15 protein-coding genes are annotated in these 24,525 nt (G+C 50.5%); 11 read left to right on the top strand and 4 right to left on the bottom strand.

Annotated features, from left to right (window positions below; all coding sequences use genetic code 11):
- Positions 1 to 259 precede the first annotated feature (259 nt).
- The 5 genes from IYN85_RS10410 to IYN85_RS10390 all read left to right on the top strand — a co-directional run bounded on the left by IYN85_RS10410 (position 260) and on the right by IYN85_RS10390 (position 9,656).
- On the top strand, positions 260 to 892 hold the full coding sequence (locus IYN85_RS10410; protein WP_196158834.1) for a YjfI family protein: 633 nt from the start codon (positions 260 to 262) through the stop codon (positions 890 to 892).
- Positions 892 to 1,581 carry a PspA/IM30 family protein gene (locus IYN85_RS10405; protein ID WP_196158833.1) on the top strand — a complete coding sequence of 230 codons (690 nt, stop codon included), beginning with the start codon at positions 892 to 894 and terminating at the stop codon, positions 1,579 to 1,581. Before IYN85_RS10410 ends, IYN85_RS10405 begins: the two co-directional genes overlap by 1 nt.
- Before the next feature lie 9 nt (positions 1,582 to 1,590).
- Entirely contained in the window at positions 1,591 to 2,259 is a 669-nt protein-coding gene (locus tag IYN85_RS10400) for a DUF1449 domain-containing protein (protein WP_196158832.1), read from the top strand.
- 27 nt (positions 2,260 to 2,286) lie between these two features.
- Entirely contained in the window at positions 2,287 to 4,221 is a 1,935-nt protein-coding gene (locus IYN85_RS10395) for a hypothetical protein (RefSeq protein WP_196158831.1), read from the top strand.
- Positions 4,222 to 4,355: 134 nt separating this feature from the next.
- Positions 4,356 to 9,656: a DNA repair ATPase gene (locus tag IYN85_RS10390; protein WP_196158830.1), complete on the top strand. Its 5,301-nt coding sequence runs from the start codon at positions 4,356 to 4,358 to the stop codon at positions 9,654 to 9,656.
- Positions 9,657 to 9,728: 72 nt separating this feature from the next.
- Here the strand turns inward: IYN85_RS10390 and yeiP are convergent, their stop codons facing one another.
- From yeiP to IYN85_RS10370, 4 genes are all read right to left on the bottom strand, one after another.
- Positions 9,729 to 10,295, bottom strand: a complete 567-nt coding sequence (yeiP, locus tag IYN85_RS10385) for an elongation factor P-like protein YeiP (RefSeq protein ID WP_196158829.1) — start codon at positions 10,293 to 10,295, stop codon at positions 9,729 to 9,731.
- A 156-nt stretch (positions 10,296 to 10,451) separates the two neighbouring features.
- Positions 10,452 to 11,537 carry a hypothetical protein gene (locus IYN85_RS10380; RefSeq protein WP_196158828.1) on the bottom strand — a complete coding sequence of 362 codons (1,086 nt, stop codon included), beginning with the start codon at positions 11,535 to 11,537 and terminating at the stop codon, positions 10,452 to 10,454.
- 215 nt (positions 11,538 to 11,752) lie between these two features.
- On the bottom strand, positions 11,753 to 14,248 hold the full coding sequence (locus IYN85_RS10375) for an AAA family ATPase (protein ID WP_196158827.1): 2,496 nt from the start codon (positions 14,246 to 14,248) through the stop codon (positions 11,753 to 11,755).
- Positions 14,249 to 14,463: 215 nt separating this feature from the next.
- On the bottom strand, positions 14,464 to 15,282 hold the full coding sequence (locus IYN85_RS10370; protein WP_196158826.1) for a carbohydrate-binding protein: 819 nt from the start codon (positions 15,280 to 15,282) through the stop codon (positions 14,464 to 14,466).
- A gap of 262 nt (positions 15,283 to 15,544) precedes the next feature.
- On the opposite strand from IYN85_RS10370, the gene IYN85_RS10365 reads away from it, so the two are divergent.
- The 6 genes from IYN85_RS10365 (at position 15,545) to IYN85_RS10340 (ending at position 24,380) form a co-directional block, all read left to right on the top strand.
- Positions 15,545 to 16,078 (top strand): phenylacetic acid degradation protein, encoded by a 534-nt coding sequence (locus tag IYN85_RS10365; protein ID WP_196158825.1) that lies wholly within the window; start codon positions 15,545 to 15,547, stop codon positions 16,076 to 16,078.
- Positions 16,079 to 17,044: 966 nt separating this feature from the next.
- Complete coding sequence (locus IYN85_RS10360; protein WP_196158824.1) at positions 17,045 to 17,791, top strand: ABC transporter substrate-binding protein; 747 nt, start codon at positions 17,045 to 17,047, stop codon at positions 17,789 to 17,791.
- A 609-nt stretch (positions 17,792 to 18,400) separates the two neighbouring features.
- Positions 18,401 to 20,605 carry an immune inhibitor A domain-containing protein gene (locus IYN85_RS10355; RefSeq protein ID WP_196158823.1) on the top strand — a complete coding sequence of 735 codons (2,205 nt, stop codon included), beginning with the start codon at positions 18,401 to 18,403 and terminating at the stop codon, positions 20,603 to 20,605.
- Between the two features lie 261 nt (positions 20,606 to 20,866).
- A complete protein-coding gene (locus tag IYN85_RS10350; RefSeq protein WP_196158822.1) occupies positions 20,867 to 22,321 on the top strand; it encodes a TrkH family potassium uptake protein in 1,455 nt (484 codons plus the stop codon).
- Positions 22,315 to 23,697, top strand: a complete 1,383-nt coding sequence (locus IYN85_RS10345; RefSeq protein ID WP_196158821.1) for an ATP-binding protein — start codon at positions 22,315 to 22,317, stop codon at positions 23,695 to 23,697. The genes IYN85_RS10350 and IYN85_RS10345 overlap by 7 nt, the downstream gene beginning before the upstream one ends.
- Positions 23,694 to 24,380 carry a response regulator gene (locus tag IYN85_RS10340; RefSeq protein ID WP_196158820.1) on the top strand — a complete coding sequence of 229 codons (687 nt, stop codon included), beginning with the start codon at positions 23,694 to 23,696 and terminating at the stop codon, positions 24,378 to 24,380. Before IYN85_RS10345 ends, IYN85_RS10340 begins: the two co-directional genes overlap by 4 nt.
- The last annotated feature ends 145 nt before the right edge of the window (positions 24,381 to 24,525 follow it).

The raw sequence follows: 24,525 nt of genomic DNA, 5'->3' as shown, positions 1-24,525 counted from the left end.
CAAGTCGCGGTAGCTTTCGACAATTAGATTTAATGACTAATGAAGTTTGAGTCAGTGCTATTCGGGTTGCCGCTGTTTTCCATAGTACGTTGTCATTTTGATAGACAAACATGCGGCTGTTTCGCTACAGTGCGTCACCCTTCGGCTTCATTCTTGCTCCCCCTGCTCACTGTTTCGTGAACATGACTTTGGTCACAACTTTTCATCTTACATGTGAAACTGTTTGACCCCTTACATGTAAGGTTCTAAATTCACCGCCATGCAAGTTAAAACGTCCGCCCATTATCAACGCGAATTTCGCCGCCGCTTGCGCGAGCAAGGGCTGGTTAAGAAAGAAGTGTGGATTCGCCCAGAGCATACCCAGCAGTTGTTGGCGTATGAGAAGCAATTGCGCCTGGAAGATGCGGAAGGAGCGGCAGTCGGAGGAAAAGCGATGGCGTCAGAAGCGTTGGTTTGGACCACATCCAGTTTATTTCATGCGTTAAAAGCCACCGAGTTGGTGAGCACAGGGCGCGCGCGCCTGGAATTCATTGAGGGTGCAGAACCGGTGTTGTTGATTGAAATGACCGAATTTGGTGACTTACCCCTGTTTCTGACGGTCAGCGGTGAACAGATACTGGTCGAGTGTTTGTTGTGGCCGATGTCGCATGTGCAGGACGTGGCGGCGTTTAACGAACTGGTATTGATGACGCACAAGTATTTTCCGCTGTCGACGATCAGCCTGGAGACCGGTGAAGACGGCCTAGCATCCTACACGATGTTTGGTGCGTTAAGCTGGGCTTCGGTGTTAAACAGTGTATTGATCGAGATAGAAACGCTCGCCACCAATGTGTTGCAGGTAACCGAAGCCTATGCCGACTACCTGATTGATGACGCGCGCAGGGAGGCATGATGAATATCTGGTCGAAGATGATTGCCGCGTTGAAAGGTGACGATGACGAACACAGTGAATCTCGCGCTGATGCGCGGGCAATCCGATTGTTGGACGACGAAGTGCGTTCAGCTTCCATTGCCCTGAGTGAAGCACGGGATGCCCTGGCTGAGTTGATGGCCAAACAGAAACTGGCCGACGAACAGGTCAATGATTGGCAGCGGAAAATTACCGAGCATGAGGACTATGCCCGTCAGGCCCTTACCCAAAATAATGAAGCGCTGGCGTTGGAAGTGGCCGAAAAAATCGTCGAGTTTGAAGCGCAACAGCAGGACGCTGTCGATGAAAGGGCTGCCTACGCCCGTCACGTCAAAGACGCTCAGCAGATTCTTCGTCAAACCGAGCGCAGTGTCACCCGCTTGAAGCAACAGTTGGATACGATAAAAGCAACGCAAAGTGTACAGCGTGCGCAGGCCGCTATTTCGCAACGTAGCGCCGGATCAGGTAAGCGCATACAAACTGCGCAGGATTCCCTGGAGCGATTGCGTCAACGTCAGGCACACAAAGCCGCGCAGTTTGATGTGGACAACGACTTGAACGTATCCGCTGAGAAAGATGACTTGCTGGCCAAATTGGAACAGGCCGGTATTAAAACCAATGGTACGCAGATCGATCGTGTGTTTGATCGATTGCAGGCTAAGAAAAAATAAGGAGATATTATGTTTGCTGTTTTCTTCCTCGAAGGGATGGACCCGTTCTATCAGAACATTGCATCATTCCCAACGGTGTTCTTTACCTTTTTCTTATTGCTGTCCATGCTCTATTGGCTAGTGGCTGTCTTGGGTCTGGTTGACATCGACGCGTTGGATGTTGATCTGCCGGAACCAGATACGGATATTGGGCAGATAAACGCCTTAGCTGGGTTGATGATGAAGTTTGGTTTGAATGGTGTCCCTACGACTTTGATCATCACCTTGATTTCCCTGATTGGCTGGCTTCTATGCTATTACAGCGTGCACTTTTTTGTCCGTCCGCTGGAATCGGTCTGGATGCAGTTTGGCCTGGGTTCACTGGTTTTGCTTGGGTCTCTTTACTTATCGACCATGCTCACTGCACAAATAATCAAACCGTTACGGAAATTTTTTACCAGCGAGACAACTTCGAATAAAAGCATTTTGGGTAAGGTTCTGATCGTGCGGACGTCTCGCGTGGATGAAAATTTCGGCGAAGCGATGCTTAACGACGGTGGTGCCGGTCTGATGCTGAAAATACGCTGTGACCAACCTAACTCTTTCAAACAGGGCGACCGGGTGGTTGCCTATGAATACCTCAACGACAAAAACGTGTATCGAGTCGTCTCTGAAGACGAATTCCTCGGCAACGCTTAATAACAACCTGGAAATGGAGAAACCATCATGGCGGATTTAGCAATTCTCGCGCCGATACTAACCGCAGTGGGCGTCGTGTTCGCTGTAATTATAGGCTTAGGGATTCTGTTCAAAGCCTTTTACGTCAAAGTTGAGCAGGGGGTGGCGTTAATCGTCAACGACCTGTCCTCAACACCAAAGGTCAAGTTTACCGGTGGCTTTGTGTTACCGATCATCTACAAAAAGGAATTAATGAGAATCTCATTGATTACCATGGAAGTGGATCGACGCGGTAAGGACGGATTGATCTGTGCCGACAACATGCGTGCGGACATTACGGTAGCTTTTTATCTGCGGGTAAATGAAACAGCCGAAGATGTACTCAAGGTTGCAAAATCGATTGGGGCAAATCGGGCATCCAGCAAAGACGCAGTGAACGATCTGTTCAACGCGAAATTCTCCGAAGCGCTGAAAACCGTGGGTAAGCAAATTGACTTTGTGAAGCTGTTTGAAAACCGTCAGGAGTTCCGCGACAAAATCATCGAAGTTATCGGCAATGACTTGAACGGCTATGTGCTGGAAGACGTTGCGATCGACTACTTGGAGCAGACGCCGAAATCGTCGTTGGACCCAAGCAATATTCTTGATGCCGAAGGTATCCGTAAAATCACCGAACTGACGGCGACGCAAAACATTCAGACCAACAACTTCTCCCGCGACGAAGAGTTGGCGATTAAGAAAAAGAATGTGGAAACCGTTGAGGCCATGCTGGAGTTGGAGCGTCAACAATCCGATGCCGAAGCCAAGCAAAAACGTGAAATCGAGACCATTATCGCGCGTGAAGAAGCCGAAACACGCAAGGTTCAGGAAGAAGAGCGCCTCAAGGCACAACAGGCAACGATTCTGACCGATCAGGAATTGGCCGTACAAACGGAAAACCAGAAACGTGAAATGGAAGTGGCTGAACAGAACCGATTGCGTGCTGTGGCCATCGAGCAGGAAAAGGTGACCCGTGCCCGTGATCTGGAAATTGTTTCTCGTGAACGTGAAGTGGAACTACAGCGCATTGAAGCCGAAAAAGCGGTTGAAGTAGAGAAGAAAGAAATCGCCAACGTCATTCGTGAGCGTGTGGCCGTGGATAAAACCGTGGCCGTGGAAGAAGAGCGCATAAAGGAAGTACGCGAAGTGTCTGAAGCCGACCGAGCCAAGCAAACGCAGGTTCTGGCAGCAGAAGCACTGGCCGAAGAACAGAAAGTGAAGCAGGTGAAAGCTGCGGAGGCTGACGAACTCGCCGCTAAGCACCGTTCTGTTGAAATTACGGTTATCGCACAGGCTGAACTGGAAGCGGCAGCCAAGGAAGCCGATGCCAAGAAGAAACTGGCGGAAGGTATTCAGGCGGAATCGGCGGCTCTGGGCTTGGCTGAAGCCAAAGTACAGGAAGCTAAGGCTGTAGCGCTGGAGAAAGAAGGTATTGCCGAAGCCAACGTCTTGAACGCCAAGGCGGAATCTCTTGAGAAGCAAGGTATCGCCGAAGCGAATGTAATTAAAGCAAAAGGTGACGCTGAAGCCGATGCTCTGTTAGGTACCGGTACCGCACAGGCTGATGTGACTCGCGCGCAATTCAAAGCCGAGGCTGAAGGTCTGGTTGATAAGTTCGAAGCCATGAACTCCATGAGCGAACAGGCACGTGAACACGAAGAGTTCCGCATGGGTCTGGAAACGGCCTTGAAAGAAGCGTTGGCATCGATGGAAGCCGGTAAGGAAATTGCGAAAGAAAACGCAGAAGTCTTGGCTGTTGCTCTGCAGAAAGCCAAGATCGACATTGTCGGTGGAGAAGACCACTTCTTCGATAACTTTGCCAAGTCCCTGTCTATCGGTAAGGCAGTCGATGGTCTGGCTGGAAAGAGCAATGTGATTCAGGGGCTGGTCGGTAAAATGATGCAGTCGGCTCCGGTATCGAAATCGAACCAGGAAGATGCCTGATCGCATCGTATGCTGAAACGGCGTAAGTGATCGTTAGGTCTCCTTACGCCAAATCGCCGTGATCTGTGCCGTGTCAGACAGACACAGCTCAGGGCTGCGGCGAATAGTTAACATAGTCTTTAAAGGATTAACGCATGACCCAGCCAAACGACCCGCAAGCCAATACCGTTGACAACGCCGTTGCCGAAGGTGGCGCTTATGAAGTCATCAGCAAGCGTTTAGCTGAGCAGGGAAGCAAGTTATACCAGCGTACCAAGCAGTTGAACGACGCCCGCCTAGCCGAGTTCGGCTCGTCGGATTTGGCCGTTAAGGGCCGTACTCGCGTGCGCACTGAAAACAACTGTATTGCCCGCGATATCGTTCAGGTCGGCGAGCATTTGTTGTTTGGCTACAACGTTTTTATCGGACTGAAAAAAGAAACCAAAGTAGATGACGTATTCGCCCTGTTTGACGTGCAGGAAACCGACGATGGCATTGAGCTGGTGCCGGTTTCGCACAACAAACATTTTCTGACAGACACCCGCTTCGTTAATGATTTCTCCGAACTGTACCGGTACTACAAAAACACCAAACTGATTCAATTGGTGGTGAAAGACGGTAAATTGCTGGCCGCCTTTCAAATTGGTGAACGGTTGTCCGACCAACGCGTGTTCCGTTGGAGTGTTTCGGCGGATGGTAAAACCATCACCTACATTGATAACCGCGGTGAACGAGACATCCAACCACCACCGCATTACGATTTCGAATGGACCGAAGCCACTCGCGACAACATCGTTAACGGTCGTCATCCGCATATTAATGTTCTGGATACGGTTTTTGTGGAAACCATCGGTGGCGACCTGACGGTTAAAATTGAAAACAACACGGAAGATGGTCTGGGTATTTATCGAGAACCGGTGGATGACGACACCCAATCCCTTGATGACTGCAAACTGTCGTACGCTAAAGTTGGTCATCTTATCCTGCTCAGTGTATTGCCTTATAAAGAAACCAAAACCCGATACCTGATTTATAACACGCTGAACGAGCAGGTGATGCGCGTGGATGCCATCGGTGAATCCTGTGTCCAGTTGCCCGAAGACCACGGGTTGATTTTCCCCGGCGGCTATTACCTTCAGAATGGCGAATACAAAGCCTTCGATGAGGATGTAAACGGTCTCAAATTTCAGCGAATGATCCGTTCGCCGAATGGCGAAGACGTGCTGTACGTTTTCTACGAACCCAACAACGGTGTGGTGGGTCTGTTCGCCTACAACCTGATCACCAAACAACTGCAAAACCCCATATTCGGTCATGGCTATGCGCTGGCAGAAGACGGCCGGTTGGTGATTTTTTCTGCGGAATCGGAGCCGACCCGAGTCCACCCAATGCAGGTTTGGCAAACGCCTTATGTCAGTGATGAGTTCGCCAGTACCCAGCCACAAAGCCAAAGCTTCTATGGCAAAATCGGTAACGCAGCCCTGGTGCGTGGGGTATCAGATCTATTTAGTATTTGCCGCAGCATCGACAGTCAATCGGTCTCCTCTCGACTCTATGAAGAGCTGAGCAAAGCCGCCAAGAAAGTATTTGACGATCACTATTGGCTCGACAGTGTTGAAAGCAAAACGTTGGCCGAACTGGTACGCGAGGTCGCGGCAACCTCCGAGTTGGTGATCGATGAATTTGAAAAAGTTCAGAGCATCCAGGCGCAATCCAAGCAGGCGATGGCAGAGGCCGAACAGAAGCAAACGGCCCTGCTGCAATCGATTCGTCCGGATTCCTGGCAGACGGCAGAAGAGTACGTCAAAGCCCTGAGTCAGATTCGTCAACAGCGCGGTCACCTGATCACTATCCGTGAATTACGTTACATTGACCAAGCCCGTATCGACAAACTGGAAGCTGACTTACAGAAGGTCAACGCTTCACTGTCGGAACAAACGGTGACTTTTTTATCGCGCGACGAAGCGCTGAATCCCTACTTTGACAAGATCACCCAGCTTGATCAAGAGATTGAAACAGCAGCAACGATTGCCGAACTGACTCCGGTCATCGAGGCGATTGAGCAGACGGCAGCGGGTTTAGACTTACTAACGGAACTGATGAACACGTTGAAGGTTGCCGATGCAACTGTTCGCACGCAGATCATCGACGCGGTCTCCAGTGTTTACGCTCAGTTAAACCAGAGCAAGGCCAACGCCAAACACAAACAGAAGAACCTGGGTTCGTCCGAAGCCGTGGCGCAATTTGGGGCGCAATTCAAATTATTTTCGCAGAGCATTGTAAATGCGCTCGGCTTATCCACAACGCCGGAAAGATGCGAAGAGCAGTTGTCGCGTTTGTTGGTGCAACTGGAAGAGCTGGAAAGCCAGTTCTCTGATTACGACCAGTTTTTAACCGACATTATGGACAAACGTGAAGAAGTCTATGAGTCTTTTGAAAGTCACAAACAGCAACTGCTTGATGAGCGACAGCGCAAAGCACAGAGTGTTACCGACGCTGCCGCCCGTATGCTGTCTTCGATTGAAAAGCGGTCACTTAAGTTTACCGAAGCCGATCAACTGAACACCTATTTTGCCACTGACGCGCTGGTTCTTAAAATCAGAGACTTGGTAGAGTCATTGCGAGAGCTGGACGCGGCGGTGAAAGCTGACGATATTGAGGCCCGACTCAAGTCCATTAAAGAACAGGCTTTGCGTTCATTGCGCGACAAAACGGATATATACGAAGCCGGTGGCAATGTGATCAAGCTGGGTCCACGACACAAGTTTTCTGTGAACACACAGGAACTGGACCTCACCATTATTCCGCGCAATGGTCTGCTGAATATTCATTTAACCGGAACCAACTATTTTGAAGCCATAGAGCATCCGGAACTGCTGGCACTGAAAGACTATTGGGAATTGTCCCTGGAGTCGGAAACGCCTAACATCTACAGGGCGGAATATTTGGCGGCCCTCATTCTACACGCCGCTGAACAACATACCGATGGCCTGTCGCTTGGCCAACTCAGTCAGGCGGTCGCGGAAGACGATCAGTTGAGTGCACTGGTACGCGACTTCGCCAGCCCTCGCTACAAAGATGGCTATGAAAAAGGGATTCATGATTTCGACGCCGCTAAGATTCTCCGCGCCGTAATGCCAGCACTGACATTGGCAGAACTATTGCGTTTCGATCCAATGAGTCGCGGCATTGCTGCCCTGTTCTGGAGCTATCTGCAGCAGCAAGATGACGGCCAGTTTAAAAGTTGGCCAGAACGAGCACAGTCTGCCTTGCAGATGAATGCTGTGTTTGCCAGCCATGAAGCGAGCCAGTTATTGGCCGCCGAGATCGGCCGCGAACTGACCAGCTTTATACAACAGCATCCGATCGATTGTGATGCCCTCACGATATCGCGTGCCGCGGATTATCTGGTTGCCGAACTGGCGCGTGAGCCGGTGGAGATCATCATCAGTCAATACGGTCGTCAGCTCAGTGAAGAGCTGCAGCGTTCTATGTCCGGTGACAGTTGGCGTCAGTTCGAACAATCGATTGCGAAACTGCAGGCATTGCCCGCAGAACAGTGGAAGCTCACCCGAGCCTGGTTACAGGCCCTGGTCAACAACAAGCAACTGACCCATCTGGCGCGCTATGTTCCGGAAGCCTGTGCGCAGATTCTGACCGCTCAGAACATGACGCATCGCTTCCTTGATGTGGATGTTGAACTCGTCGTTGATGGACTGATGGGCGATCACGCGCGTATTCAAAATCGCGAGTTACGTTTCAGTCTTGATGACTTTCTGGAACGCACCGAACATCACCGTACCGTGGTAGTACCGACTTACCACCGGTATTTGGATGTACGTCAGCGCATCATCAGCGACGAGCGCGATAAACTGCGTCTGCATGAATTCAAGGCACGGCCACTTGCATCGTTCGTGCGCAACCGATTAATCAACGAAAGTTATCTGCCATTGATCGGCGATAATTTGGCAAAACAGATGGGCACCGTGGGTGATTCTAAGCGAACAGACCTGATGGGTTTGTTGATGATGATCTCACCGCCGGGTTACGGTAAAACCACGTTGATGGAATATGTGGCGAACCGTCTGGGCTTGATCTTCATGAAGATCAACTGCCCGTCACTGGGACACGATGTGTTGTCACTCGACCCGCAGCAGGCACCGAATGCGACCGCTAGGCAGGAGTTGGAAAAACTGAATCTGGCGTTGGAAATGGGTAACAACGTGATGCTGTATCTCGATGATATTCAGCACACGCATCCAGAGTTTCTGCAGAAATTTATTTCACTGTGTGACGGCACCCGTCGTGTAGAAGGCGTGTGGAAAGGTAAAACCAAAACCTATGACATGCGTGGTAAAAAATTCTGCGTGGTGATGGCGGGCAACCCTTACACTGAATCCGGCGAAGCCTTCAAGATTCCGGACATGCTCGCCAACCGAGCAGATATCTATAATTTGGGTGATATTCTGGGCGGTATGGATGAACAATTCGCGCTGAGTTATATCGAAAACGCACTGACTTCCAATCCTGTATTGGCGCCATTGGCCACTCGGGAGATGGACGACACTTACAAGTTGATCAAGATGGCGCAGGGGCACGATATAGCCGCAACGGATCTTGCGCATCAGTACAGTGGCGCTGAAATTCAGGAAATCACCGGCATTATTGCCAAAATGTTTGTCGTCCAGGATGTGGTGTTAAAGATCAACAAACAATACATCGCCTCGGCTGCACAGGATGACAAATACCGCACCGAACCCGCGTTCAAGTTGCAAGGCAGTTACCGCAACATGAATAAGATGACGGAAAAAATATCGGCCGTGATGAATCAGCAGGAGCTGATGCAAATGATCGCCGATCACTATCTGGGCGAAGCGCAACTGCTCACCACCGGTGCCGAAGATAACCTGCTCAAACTGGCAGAACTGCGTGGCAATATGACCGACGAGCAAGCGACACGTTGGACGCAGATCAAGAAGGACTTCCTGCGTAACAAAGCCATGGGCGGCGACGATGCCGATGTTGGTGGCAAGGTTGTCGCGCAATTGGCCGACCTGGCCAATGGCTTAAGCGCATTGGCCTCTACAGCGGCTCAGCCAAACACCGAGCAGCAGGCCGCGATGGCGAAACTGATTGCGGCGGTCGAGGCCAGTAAACCGGATCCTGTTACGGTGCCCGATAACAGTGCCCTGTTGGCAAAGTCGTTTGAAAAAATTGCCAAGGCTATCATTGCCAGCAAGCCAACGGTGGAAGTCGTGAACGAACCGGTTCAGGGGTTGGGGAAAATTTTGGAAGTGCTGGCGACTACGATTGAGGAAAGCATATTCCCGATCATGCACACCATGGATAAAAAACTGGATATCGATCTGCGCACGCACGAAAAGATGAAAGAAATCACACAGCAGATTCGTGATCTGGATTCGGTGGTTCGACAAACCACGCGCACACGGGGCTAATGGGACGGCTGTACGGCAACAATAGCCCAGGGACGTTCGTGACGGGCGTCCCTGGCTCGGGAAATGAATCTCTTATGCGCGGCTGATAAAACGGCGCTCTTCGATGTTGATTTTGATTTTCTCGCCGGTGGCGATGTATTCCGGAACCTGAATGACCAAGCCGGTGGACAGTGTTGCTGGCTTGGTACGCGACGTGGCAGATGCGCCCTTGATCGACGGATCGGTCTCGGTGATCACCAGTTCAACACTGCTTGGCATGTCCAATGCAACCGGTGCTTCGTTCACCAGAATCACCTGAATGCCGGTGACTGAATCAGTAATAAAGGGGACTTCATCGGCAATGGTCGACTTATTCAGGTTGTATGGGGTGTAATCTTCGGAATCCAGGAATACATATTCGTCGCCGTCTTCGTATGAAAACATGACCGGGCGGCGGACCAGGTCTGCTAAGTTCAGCATGTCTGAATCTTTAAAGGTTTCATCTACTTTATAGCCAGTCGACACTTCATACATGCGCATGCGGTACAAGCTACCACCTGCGCGGCCCTGTGGCACAGACCGTTCAATGTCGTGAACGATGTAAGTCTTGCCATTGTATTCAACGGCGGCGTTTTTTTTGATCTCACTGGCCTTTGGCATGATCGGATTTCCTGAAATTCGTTTTTAAGGTTAACAAAGTCGCCGTATTCTAATCGAAAGTATGGGAAATGACTCCAATAAATGCGTGGAAAAAAAAGGGTTCAGAAATGACTTGTGGAAGCGATGCCCACGCTGAGCCAGCGTGGGCGATACCGACTACTTGCTGGCGGTTTTAAAACGGTCATCGCTGGGGGATTTCGAGTAAGCGCCCAGGTCATGCACCAATTTCTGAGTGCTGGACATCAGCGCTTTGATCCGGCTGGTGCTGGTTTGTGCACTGGCTGCGTCAGCACTGCTGTTCTTGATGGCTGGCGGGTTGAAGCTGAAGGACCAGAGGTAGTGCCAGGCTGCCGCGTGGTGTTTCTTGTCCTGTTCCCAGGACTGGAAATACCAGGGTTTGAGTTCAGTAAACGCAGTCTTCTTCATTAACGCGGTGTTGGCGTCACCTACAAACACGGTGTTTGTGACTGAACTGGATCTATAAGCCTCAATGGCTACACCAGCGGAGATCAAACGGTTGGCGGCCCAGCGCGATCGCTCTCCAGCCCAGTCGCCATTGAGATAACTCTTACTGCCATTGGAATAAAAGGGGTCCAGCAACGCGACCCGTTTGGGCAACAGTTTACTGGTTACCCTGCCAGCGTTGACGTCAGCTCGGATCAGATCAGACAGTGCCAACGCCACCTGATTGCCCAGCGAATGGCCGGCAATCCGCAATTCAGTACCTGCGAACCCGGACATGTTGGCTTTCAGGTCGTTGTACAATAGCCGCGTTACGTTGTCCGACGTGTTCATGCTGCTGTAGCTGCCATCGAGCCTGCGCCAACGCATACCACGGGGTCCGTTAGTCGTCCAGATTTTGGCTTCGGCATCCTTCACCTCACTTTCGTCGGCAAATTGATTCCAATACAGCACGCCCACATTATACCCGGCGCTCAGCCAGGCGGCCGCCAGGTCTGTGTTCGGGCCGCCGACACTGCTGCGATCAAAGGTTTCGCGGCTTTTGTTGGGCGTAGTGCCATTTTGCCAGCCGTGAATGTAAATCAGGGTTTTTTTATTTTGGTTGTAATAGGGGTTTGCTTGACCCGGAACCGCTTTTGCCCAGTTGTCGTCATAACCAAACCAGTACAGGCCATAATGCAATTGACTGAACTCTGAATTTGGCCATGTCGCCGTAAAACCGGCACTGGCTAACATCAACAGGCACGCGGTGGCCGTCCATCGCAGGATTGTGTTTCTCATTGTTTCTCACCTTTTTATTTTTGTTGTTCAGTTGGGAAACTGCTGACTCTCTATTCCCACTCATCGTATCGAGCAAGAGCACGCTAAAGACTTTTTTCAGGGTGTGCAAAAAATAAGCGATACCGGGATGGAACCTGTGAGCAAAGGTAGGGATGTAGTTACGCGTTCCGAAGATTCACGACAATTCATTCACAAATCATTCATATTTTGTAGATTCAATGAGTTGTAGACAACCGCTGTTTTCGGTTGATGGATTTGATGTGGCTGCGCACGGTGGACAGTTGAATGTTCAATTTTTCAGCCACTTCCTTGTTTTGCAGACCCTGCTTCAGCAGACAAGCCACCTTTTGCTCGGTTTTGGTCAGCAGTGCGTTTTGCTCTGTTGCCGGTGCAGTATCGCATTCCGGGTCATTAAACAGTCGGTACAGGGGTTGCCGCAGTGCTGCCGTGTTTTTGTCTGCGCTGGCTTGCAAGTCGAGGTTGATGTTTTGCCCCGCCAGATTGATGAGCACCTGGCAGAAAATACGCAGTTCGCGGTAATCAACCGCAGTGGCTTCATCACTCACTTCCTGTAGCAATGATCGCGCGGTATCGACATCGTGGCAGCCGAGCTTTGCCAATGCGAGATTAAACCGGGCATTCAGATTAAACCGACGCGTATTGAAGTTCATGTTTTCATAACGTTGTATCAGGTAGCGCAGAGATTTCCGATCCTGCTGTTGTGTCCAATAGAGAATCAGGGCTCGGTCGGCCGACAGTTGCCATTTCACGCTGAAATCACAGGTGCTGGCCAGATACAGAATCCGCTTGCTGATGTCCGCTTGGGTCGATGCCGAGGCTTGATTTGAAAAAAGATGCGTCGACAGCTGCTCGATGAGAATCGGGAACTGCCAGTAATCACCGAGCGGTCGCTCTGAAATATCCGTCGTTTTTAATACCCTGATGGCTTGCTCCGTTTGGCCTCGTAAGCGCAAAACCCGGGCGTACGTTCGTTGCAGATGGTCGATCGAAAATAACCTCGACAGGCCGCGCTCGCGGGCATAGCTCAACGCAGTTTCGAGCACCGTCTGCGCGTCCGCCCAGTCGCCCCGCGCAAGATGAATCTCTGCATGCAAATACATTACCTGTATTAACAAGGTGGTGTAGCGTTCGGTCTGACAAATCTGATTCGCGGCTACCAATGCTTGTTCTGCACCAGGAAAGTCACATTGATTAAGGCGCGCTTCTGCGATCGCCAAAAAGCTGTGACAGCGCTCCCAGGGGCGCGCTGATGATGCGCTGTTCAACGATTTCTGCGCCCAATTTTCTGCGGCAACAAAATCATCGAAGATCACCGCGATGGCCGACTTTACTGCCCAGTAGGACGCCTGATCGCTGGCCTGCAATGACGAATGGGTTTCGGACATTTGAATACTGCGGTTTGCTTGCAATGGGTCTTCGTGAATCAGTAACCACCAGGCGTGTGTCAGGGCCAGCGTCGGGTGCCTGGCGATGGTGGTTGGCGCCAGCTGGGCAAAGCATTGCTGCAGTAAGCGGTACTGACCACTGCGATAAAACGACCAACCGTGATCAAGCAGGAACGCGGCGATAACCGGCTCATGACCGACCTGAATCAGATGTTCCGCGGCTTCACTGTAGCAGGCTTGTTTTAACCACCAGTCAGCACAGATCTGTTCGGTGGCCTGATACGAGGTCGGGTCCGTTCGGCGATAATAATCGATCAGCGCCTGACGAAAGAGGCTGTGGAAGCGGTACCAACGATCGGTGGTTCCGGTGACAGAAATAAACGCGTAGCGCGTTTCTAGTTCGCGCAGCACCATATCAACATTGCTATTGGGACACAGCAGCGTCAGCAATGATCGGTTAAAGCGGCGGCTGATGGCGGCTTTCAGTGTCGCTGTTAACAAGGGTTCCGGCATGTTGCGGATAATTTCTTCAAAGATATAGTCGCTTAACATCGCTTGTTCTTGCGACATGGGCAATTTGTTCTCGCGAGCCAGTCGGAACAGTTGCAATCCTGCTGGCCAACCGGCCATGTCGGACAGCTGGGGTTGCAGTTGTCGGAAAGCCTCGTCATTGTAATGGCTGAAAAAATGTCGCATTTCGTGCGCCGAAAATTTCAGTTCGTGTGTGGTGATGAACTGGACTTGATCCGCCAACATCAACTCGTGCAGATTCAAAGCGGGCGCTGTTCGGCTGATTAAAACCAAATGCACTTGATGGCAGATGTGCTTGAGTAAGCGCTCGATAAAGTGGATGAGTGTTGGATCAGTGATCCAATGGAAATCATCCAGAACGATGACCGGGCGTTGTGGGTACTGCGCCAGATGATTGCTGAAATTAGCGACAATTTGTTCCGTATGAGATGGACTGATTTTCGACCAGTCGCGAAAGACAGTAGTGACGTCGGCTAAGGTGTTACCCTGTTCTATTAACGCAGATACATAGGAAATGAATTTCGGAAAGTCGTTATCCAGTTCATCCAAGCCCAGCCATCCTTTGGGTCGATCGAGCTGCGTAAACCATTGCGCAATGGCGGTGGTTTTCCCAAACCCAGCAGGTGCCTGGACAAAGGTGATGGCACGCTGAAAACCATCGTGGAGCTTTTCCGTGAGCGCAGATCGGTCGACACTGTTCAGGGTAATTACCGGACAGCGCAATTTGGATTGCAGGATAGCGTGTTGTTCGAAAAAGCTGTCTTGAGAATCCATAATTTCCCACAAAGGGTTCCGCAAAAATGACGCTAATTGTTCCGGTATTTGGTTGCGTTGTCAGTCGCGAATTGTCGAAAGTGATCTTTTAGATTATTCAGCATCACTGGCAGTGATAGTTTGGTACTCGTCTAAAAAATGAATGGGGGTATCAACAAAAACCCACAGAGACCTATGTCGACTGTGGGTTGAAATGATTATAAATCAAAGACCGATCAATTATACACCACTGGCACTTTGAAGTTTGCGCCATTGTTGTTATTCCAATAGGTCGCACCTTCCACTGTATATTTCACCGCAAACTCTACCGTATTTGCTGTCGTGCTTTGCGCTTCACTACCGTTGGTGTAGAAGGTCCACACTTCCGCATTGTTGGCGTTAGGGTAGGTTACATAGGAGTAGCCTTCGAAAACACCCGATGTAAACTGTGCCGCTGCCACATATTTGTGCACCCAGTTGTCGAAAGTGTAATGCACTTCGACATCTTTCGAGTAGCCGAGATTTTGCAGGATGAATTGCGCATTGAAGTAACCATTTACATGACCGGTGTTGCCATTGTAGTTGTAGTCGTATGGCGCATGCGCATAGGCGCTGTTTAACACAATCGGTTTCGGTGAGTATTCACCACTGCCAGCTGTGACTAAGTAATTCTGGCCGTCGTTGTTATCCCAATAGGTCTGACCGTTTACGTCATACTTCAAAACAAAACGTAGATCCAGTGGCGCATTATTGGAATAAGGTCCGGTAATGGTGCGTGATACATTGTATTTCCAGATTTCTTTGCCCGGACCGGCGTCGCCCTGGTAGGTCATGTCGGCAGTGACCCAATTCTGGGTCTCGTCTTCAAAGTAAAGCTGTACCGATTTGTCAAACGCCAGATTATCGACAATGGCTTCGACTTCAATGGTTTGCCAGGAAAAACCGTATTTGGAATGCATGCGGTTGTCGACCTTATTGAGTTCAATAGGCTCCGCCTGCGCGGCGATGGCCGATAGACTCAGACCCAACGCAATGATGGCTTGTGACAATTTCATTTTCATATCTCCGTATTCAAAAATTGAGTGCCGCCAGCAAAGATTTTTTTGTTCTGGTTTTAGAAAGCGGTGCGCTCAGGTTTAAGGCGCCAGCCTATGTAACCAAAATTTGGCCGTAGCGAGAGGGTTGTATTTCAAGTGTCCGGGAAAATGCACCGTTTTTACCCCAGGGGAATGGGAGGGGTATTTCGTGGTTCTGGTATAGTCTTAAACGATCAAATTGATTAGAATCGCCTGCCTCATTCTAAGTAGGGACAGTGAGATGCATATATTGATAGGACTCATAACGGCAATCGGAGGGCTTTTGTGGGCGCTTAACTCCTTGCAACGTGGCGGATTGGATTTGGGTTGGTTAAATCCTTTTGCATGGGCTCATCGTCGAAAGTGGCGACAAAAATACCAACAGGTACCTTTGTACAACCTTCATAATTCCATGGAGGCAGCAGCCGTTCTCATTGTAGGCACTTTGCAACAAGAAGGTGATCTGTCGCGAGAACAGAAGCGTTTTGCGATAGACACCTTCAAAGACACCTTTTCAATGTCCGATGACGATGCTACGCAGCTTTTTGGATCAAGTACTTTTCTGTTAAAGCAAGTGCATAGCAATGTGCACGAACACGTTGAAAATATTTTAGCTAACGTCAAAGCTGAGTTTACTGAAGACCAAATTAATAGCTTATTGTCGCTGATACATCAGGCCGCGGAAGTAGATGGCCCAATGACTGCGACTCAGGCTCTGACCTTGCAGAAAGTAAAAGACGTTTTCAATAAGCAGAGTTCTAAGCAGTGGTCGTAAACTAACGGTATTGTGCCCCTTCTCGAATAATCCCCGCTCGGCGTCGGCTCAAACCAGGCGGGGTACAGTGAATGGTACTTACTTAAACAAATGCAGTTTGTTTTTTTCAGCATTAGTTTGAACTAATGATATGGTTTCACTGGGAGTTTTTCACCGATATGGGCCAAGCCGGTCCGACGACTCTCGCGTGGTCCTTAGCAATCCCAGTCGCCGCCACAAACGATTGGTCACACTTCTCAATTCCGTTATCGACAGGTAGTTCGCGACGACCACCGAAACGTCGGACCGCCATTTCCGGGTCACTTGTTCAAGCATCGCTGCTTGACCAACCTCAAAATTCTATTCGCCAAGGACTGGTGTAAATGACTGTTTCGTCGCGTCTGCTTTGGCTGACATGACGGACACATCGCAACGGATTCAAGGGCACGGATGCCCTTGGAAGCGCCGCGCGTGCAGGGATGCACGCTCAAGCGACCCTTCGAAGAACGTGTATGGCATGGCAGAGCACCAAAGCGGGCGACAAAAGGGGGGGGTTAAAATCGATTAAAAGCGAAGCCCCAATGGGCTTCGATTCGATTTTTACGACTTCACCTCTGGTGAAGGCCGGATCAAGGGGATCTCCCCTTGGAAAGAAAAATCCCCCAAAAGATCTTTTGGATAAAAACGAAACCATAGTCTTCGAAACAGATTTAGTCACAAGCAAAAAAATCTCCGTGAAACTAAGTTACGCATTGATGCCAGTTCCATTAAACAAGTATAAGTGCGTGCCATTCGGGGTACGGTGACTCAATCGTCACGATAGGTCGTTTCATCGGTCAATTCAGATGCGCTGCATGAATGCTCGCAATAACGCCAGTCTGTCTCCTTCCAATTCAAACAGCGTAAGGGTTTTGGCGCTATTCAGAAAACAGGCACAAATTCGTTTTTTGGCTAAACTGCAGAGACTTGCCTGCAATGGAGTTGGCCTTGAAGTACCTGCTGCGTGTTGCTTTGCTTTGCTGGAGTTGCCTGGCACAAGCGGATGAGCTGCCAGATATGCTCACCCAATTGACCGTGATGACCGAAGATTATCCACCGTTAAATTATCTCGAAAACGGTGAGTTAACCGGCGCGTCTGCGGAGATATTGCATTTGGTCTACACCAAGCTTGGTGTGCCGTTTCCTGACATCGAAGTTCTGCCTTGGTCTCGTGCTTATCACCTGTTGCAAACAGACCGCCCCGGTATGCTGTTTACCATGTCGCGAACGTCCGCGCGGGAAAACCTGTTTCAGTGGGCGGGTCCGACACACGCCAGTCGCACCTTTTTAGTCACCTACGGTGACAGCGGCATTGACCGTTATGATCCGGCCACCGAGCATGATTTACCGGTGGTTGCGGTGAAATCTGACGTGACCCAATACGCTATGCAAGAGTTGGGCTATCCAGAAACCAAAATAGAGTTAGTCGATTCCAATACGACGCTGTTTCATATGCTGTTGAATAAACGAGAACAGTTGTTTTCGGTGGCGGACTCTCCCTTCGGGGTTATTCGGAAAACCGAGGATTTTAGAGACTTTCCATTTGTCGTTCTAGCGACGACACGTAATAGTCAGGGCTATTTTGCCTTCAGTCAGGCTGTGGATCCGGCCGTTGTCAGAGCATTTCAACAAGCGCTGGATTCGGTGCGCGATGAGCAACTCGCTATTCTCAGCAAGTATGGCCTGAACTACTGATTAACCTTGTCGAACACGCCTTTTATTTCGAATTAAAGCAACTCTGAATAATTGCTATCTACCTCCGCGGGTGAAGAAATTCGCAAAATGAGAGGCAAGTTCTGCAGGCATTATTCATTAGCTTGGCAAAGAACTTAACAACGAAATTTGCCATTTCAGCCCCGCCCTCCGGGTCCTTCAGATCGATGACTGAGCTTCGTTGTGTGGTTTGAAAAGGACTCGCCAGTCCCTGCAACACACGCCCCACTCATCCTTCAATCTGATAGGACTGAGGTGATTTGAATTAGTCAGAGTTGCCCTTAAAAAAAAACGGACGTTTTATTGACCGGTTTATTGCGTCACAAACGGGCGCAAAAGCTGAGCTATCGCTAATGTTGCATATAACGAAACGTTGAGTTGCAATTCGATTGCAGAATAATCAATTCAATTGGGGTTGAGATTGGTGTTAGGTTAATCCAGCTCGTGACTCACAAGGTCATGGGCGGGTTTGCTCAGGATGGCGTGGATGCTGTCTCAAGTTGTCGTCCATCAAGCTGATGAGACGTTGAGTTTCAAGCCGGTATAAGAGAGTAAACGGAATTTAATAACTATAAAAAACAGGAAGTACTTATGAAGTCAAAATTCCTCAAGAAAAGCCTGGCCGTTGCCCTAACCCTATCCGTAGTGGCACCGGCGATGGTTCTAGCCAGTAATACCTCAGGTGAACATGGACATAAGAAGGGCCATGTCAAAGAACACCCCCTCGGAAAAAAACAAAATGCATTGAAAGCCAAAGCACTGGAGGCCAAGTTAAAAGGCAACGCTTTTGGCAAAACCCATGAAGTCGCGCGCGGACAATTTGTCGAATTGGAACGCGAAGGAGAGGACCTCATCTGGACCGTGCTGACCGAGTTCAACAACCTGGCTCATAACAGCATCCCGCAACCGGACCGGTCGGTAAATAACTCGACGATATGGACCGAAGACTTCTCGCGTGATCACTTTATGAACATTCTGTTCAATGAAGCTCCGGGTGCGAATTCCATGCGTAATTACTACATTGAACAGTCGTCCAATCGTTACACCGTGGATGGTGACGTGACCGACTGGATTACCGTTCCAGGCAATGCGCAGGAATACGATGACGATATTTCCGGTGGCGTGTGGAACCTGATCGAAGATTCCGTGACCGGGTGGTATAACCAAATGGCCGCAAGTGGTATGTCCGACGCTGAAATTGCGGCAGAAATGGCCAAATACGACGTCTGGGACCGATACGATTACGACGGTGACGGCAACTTTGATGAGCCAGATGGCTACATTGACCACTTCCAGATAGTTCACGCCGGCGAAGGTGAAGAAGCCGGTGGTGGCGTGTTAGGTGGTGCCGCCATTTGGTCACACCGTTGGTATGCTCGCTTCGGTGGCATCGGCAGCGAAGGCCCTGCAGGTAACCTGTTGGGTGGTGTCGAAATACCGGGTACCGGATTGTGGATAGGTGACTATACCGTCGAACCAGAAAACGGGGGTGTTGGTGTATTTGCCCATGAGTTTGCACACGACCATGGCCTGCCAGACCTGTACGACACTGGCGGTGGTGAAAACTCAACCGGCTTTTGGACACTGATGAGTTCAGGATCGTGGCTCAACAATGGCACCTCGGACATCGGCTCAATGCCGGGTCACATGGGTGGCTGGGAGAAATTCCAACTAGGTTGGTACAACTATGAGGTTGCCTTTGCCGGAGAAGCTTCTGAGCATAAGTTAGGGCCTGCTGAAGCCACCACTAAGCATGCTGCTCAAGGGGTGTTTGTGGTCTTGCCGGACAAGCTGGTAACGGAAGAAATCGGCTCACCCTATGAAGGTGAAAAGTTCTATTACAGCGGCGCAGGTGATGACCTGGATAACCGTATGTACGCCTCCGCAACCTTAACCGGTAGCGAAACTCTGTATGCCATGGTGAACTACTCCATCGAAGTCGACTGGGATTACGCCTACGTCATAATTTCTACCGACGGCGGAGCAACCTGGGAAAATCTGCAAACCGATCACTCAACCATGGATGATCCAAATGGTCAGAACTTCGGCTGGGGCATTATGGGATCTACCGGCGGAGCTTGGGTACCCTTGACGGCGGATCTGTCTGCTTATACCGGTGATGTACTGCTTGGCTTCCGTTACTGGACCGATGGTGCTTACGTTGAGCCAGGCTTCATGGTTGATAATATTCAGATCGGTATGGGTCCGGTTTACGGCGCTGAAATGGATGAAGGCTGGACATTGGAAGGCTTCCGCACCAGTACCGGTACGGAATCGGGTGCTTACTTCAACGCTTACCTGGCGGAAAACCGTGTTTACCGTGGTTTTGATGCCAACTTGGCATTGGGTCCGTACAACTTCGGCTTCCAGGACCAATTGGGCGATTGGGTTGAACGCTTCCCGTATCAGGATGGTTTGCTGGTGTCATACTGGGATACGTCATACACAGACAACAACGTCAGTGCGCACCCTGGTGGTGGTCTGATCTTGCCAGTGGATGCGCATCCAGAGCCGATGTACCGCGCCGACGGCGGTCTGTGGCGTCCTCGTATTCAGTCGTATGACTCGACCTTCTCCATTGAAGATACCGACGCGTTAACGCTGCATTGGAACAGTGAAGCCTCTTACCATCCATCATTGCCAGGTGCTCGGGCCTTTAACGACCTGTACGACTACTGGACGGCGGCGAACCCCTACGCCAGCGTGATGGTGCCTAAGACCGGTACTGAGATTTATATCCACAACACCAGCGCTCAGGGTAACTTTATGAAAGTGAAGATATCGCCAGTGCAGTAATGTGTTGATTCTATAAATTGTCTAAGCGGCTCACGGGCCGCTTTTTTTTGGTCACCAACACAACCGTTTCTCGATGCACATCGCATTGAAAACGGCTTTACAGCCAAGGTCAACTTGCTAAAGTAAGGCCGGTTGGCTACGACCACTGTCATCGGTCATTCTCAAAAAATTACGCTTTCCTTATACCTTGGGCGTTTTCATTACGGATAGATTACCCCGGCTTTGACTATCATTTACCGTTTTACAGACTCGGCAGTAGTTATGAACGCCCTCCGACCTTCACTTAAAGTCGCTTCCTTTACCATGTTTATTTGGGCGGTGATGATGTTTTTGGTGATGGTACCTTTCGCCCACGAAGATCATCGGTCAATGCAGGGACTCTTCATCAGTGGTTCGGTGTGTATTGTGTTGTCTGTGGTGTTAATGATGCTCGGTCGGGGCGCGGTGCCGCGAGTCGGCTCTAAACCGATGTTTTACGTCACCACCATCAACTGGGGGCTGCTTTGTCTGACCGGTGCCCTGCCTTTTTATTTCGGGCTGCATGACATGCGTTTTGTCGATGCCCTGTTCGAGTCCGTGTCCGGTGTTACCACGACCGGATCTACGATCATCACCGGCATCGAAAAAATCCCTCCGCCGCTGTTGTTGTGGCGCTCCCTGATTCAATGGGTCGGCGGTATTGGCATTATTTTGATGGCTGTAGCGGTGTTGCCGTTTCTGAAAATCGGTGGCATGCGACTGTTCCAAACGGAATCGTCGGAATGGTCCTATCATCAAAATAACCGTATTGGCGCTGTTTCCCGGCAGATTGGCCTGGTGTATGTGTTTATCACCATTGCTGCGATACTCACCTTCTGGATACTGGGCATGAGTTTCTTTGATGCTGTTAATCACGCATTCACCACGGTTGCGACCGGTGGCTACTCAACCTCGGATGCCTCCTTTGGGCAGTTTAATGACAAACTCAGCCTGGTCTGGGCCGGTTCTCTTTATATGTTTATGGGTGGCATTCCATATCTGCTGTACGTTAGTTCGCTGAAATCCAAAAAGCCATTGGTGTTTAAAGACAGTCAGGTGCAGCTGTTTTTCAAAGTGGTGGCTATTTCGACGCTCAGCATTACGCTGTTCCGGTTCTGGCAGCATGAAGATCAGTTGTCCTTTGCGGTTTTTACCCACACCGCGTTTAATGTCGTCTCGATCGTCACCACCACCGGTTTTGCCACCGAGGACTACACTCTTTGGGGCTCTTTTCCGCTGGTGGTGTTCGCTTTTCTGATGTTCTCTGGGGCTTGCTCAGGCTCGACCAGCGGAGGCATCAAACTGTTCCGTTTTCAGTTGCTGTCACTGACCATGCGCGAAGGTATGTTCAAATCTCTGCACCCGTCTGGCCTTTATCCGCGCCGGTATAACGACCGACCGGTCAGTGAAGGCGTTCTGTCCGCATCCCTGGCCTATGTGTTTATGGTTTTGATCAGTCTTATGGTGTTTAGTGTTGCGTTGTCGCTCACCGGACTCGATCCTGTCACGTCGCTCACCTCGACCATCACCGCGTTGATGAACGTCGGCCCCGGCTTTGGCGATATCATCGGCCCCGCGGGCAATTTCACAACACTGGGTGAAACCGCCAAACTGTTGTTGTGTTTGGCCATGTTGATGGGGCGACTGGAGTTTCTGGCCTTATTGATCTTTCTGTCGCCCAGGTTTTGGAAATGGTAAACGTACGCTACTCGCAATCCGTCGGGTTCTGGCTTAGCCTGATAATCAGCATCGTGGCCCCAGTGCTGGTGACGGTACTGGGATGGGTTTACGTCGACTGGTTCAGTCATTCCACATTACTGATTCTCTACCTGGTGGTGGTGCTGTCGGCGGCTTTGCAGGGCAGCTGGCTCGGTGTCGTGGTTAGTTCTGTCCTCAGTTTTCTGTTGTTTAACTTTTTTCACACCCAGCCTAGCTTCAGTTTCGCCATGCACGACATACATGAACGTATCGCGGCGCTGGTTTATGTCGTGTTTGCACTGGTGGCCGGTGCGACCGCGCTGCGCGCACGCACACAGCTGGATGCGCTGATGTTTCAGAAGCGTTTCCTCAGTGCCCAGGTCGAGTTGTTCAGTGTCACCAAGCTGCACGGTGGTGAAGAAGAACTGGCTCAACTGGTCGCTGAATTCTCCGAACGAGTCTTTCAGGGCAGCGTTACCCTGAGCTTGCATCTCAACGCGTCGGATGACCGCTTGGCTCAGTGTCTGGATATCGACATTCATAACGAACGCAAACTCAGCACGGGTTGGCAGGCACTGGTGCAGGGGCTTGGCTTGCAGATTCAGGTGTTGCTGGATCGGTATCTGGCGCGCCAACAACTGGTGGAAGCTGAACGTCAAACCGATGAAGAGAAATTACGGAACGCTTTGCTGTCTTCGGTGTCGCACGATTTGAAAACACCGTTGGTGACGATGCTTGGCTCGGCCACTTCACTGCGTGATTTGCACGCCGATCTAAGCGTTGAAGATCAACAGGAATTGCTGGCGTCGATCATTACCGAATCGCACCGCATGGAAGCATACATTCAGAATCTACTCGACATGACCAAGCTCGGCCAGGGCGCCCTGAGTTTGCGTCGGCAATGGGTCTCGGCGGCAGAGCTGATTCATGCCGTAAAGCGCCGCTTGCGAATCGACAAAAGCGGCCTTCAGTTCCGCTTTGACATTGAAGATGACTTACCCGCGATTTGGGTACACGCCGCGTTGATCGAGCAGGCGTTGTTCAACGCAATTGATAACAGCGTAAAAGCATCCCCGGAGGGTGGAACGGTTATGATCAAAGCTGACCTCGATGACCGCTTTGTGGTATTCGACGTCTGTGATCAGGGACCGGGTGTGCCCAACGAGAAATGGGAAGCGGTATTCGACAAGTTTTATTCTTTTAAACAGGGCGACTGCTACTCACCCGGATCGGGTTTGGGCTTAACCATTTGTCGCGGCATGGCCCGAGTGCATGGCGGAGACGCTCGTTTAATCGAACCACCCGCCGGATTTGCCTTTTGTCTGCGGTTATCGGTCCCGGTGAAATTAGATTCAGATGATGAGGAACACGCATGACCCGAATACTGATCATCGACGACGAACCACAGATTATTCGTTTTCTAACCATTAGCCTATCTTCCCAGGGCTATGACGTCATTGAAGCGCGTGATGGCAAAACTGGCATTGCGCAAGCCGTTTTGGCGGAGCCTGATATTGTGATCCTTGATCTGGGTTTACCGGACATGGACGGCAAACAGGTCATGCGCGAAATTCACCTGGTGAAAAAAGTCCCGGTACTGGTGTTATCGGTTCGCTCTTCAGAGCAGGAAAAAGTTCAGCTGTTGGATATGGGCGCAGAAGATTACGTGGTTAAACCGTTCAGTGTGAATGAATTGCTGGCCCGTATTCGACGTATTTTAGCCTCACGGGCCAGTGCCGAAACTGCACAGGATCGCCGCTTCGATGATGGTAGGTTAGTCGTCGACTTCGCTGCCCGGCAAGTGAGTTTGCAGGACCACACTGTTAGCCTCACCAAAAAAGAATGGGCGGTACTGGAGATGCTGATGGCCTCTCCGGGCAAGCTGGTGACACAGTCGGCACTGCTCGCCAATATTTGGGGACCAACCCACGTCAACGACAGTCAGTATTTGCGCAACATCGTACGTCAGTTGCGCATTAAACTGCAGGACGATGCCTCAAATCCGACCTATCTGGAAACCGAACCGGGCATTGGGTATCGGTTCCTGGTGCAAAGCTAAACCCGTGTTAAATCGATCCTCTTGAAAGCGGACAGTTGAATCTTTGGTTGCTCGCTCCCCTGTTATTCGCTAGAAAACGACGCGACGCGTCGATGTCACCGTTGAACAAAGCAAATTTTGAAGCCGGGCGCGCACTACGACCCAG

This window comes from Reinekea sp. G2M2-21, assembly GCF_015687175.1.
Taxonomy (GTDB): Bacteria; Pseudomonadota; Gammaproteobacteria; order Pseudomonadales; family Natronospirillaceae; genus Reinekea.
This window is presented reverse-complemented; position numbering and strand designations above follow the sequence as displayed.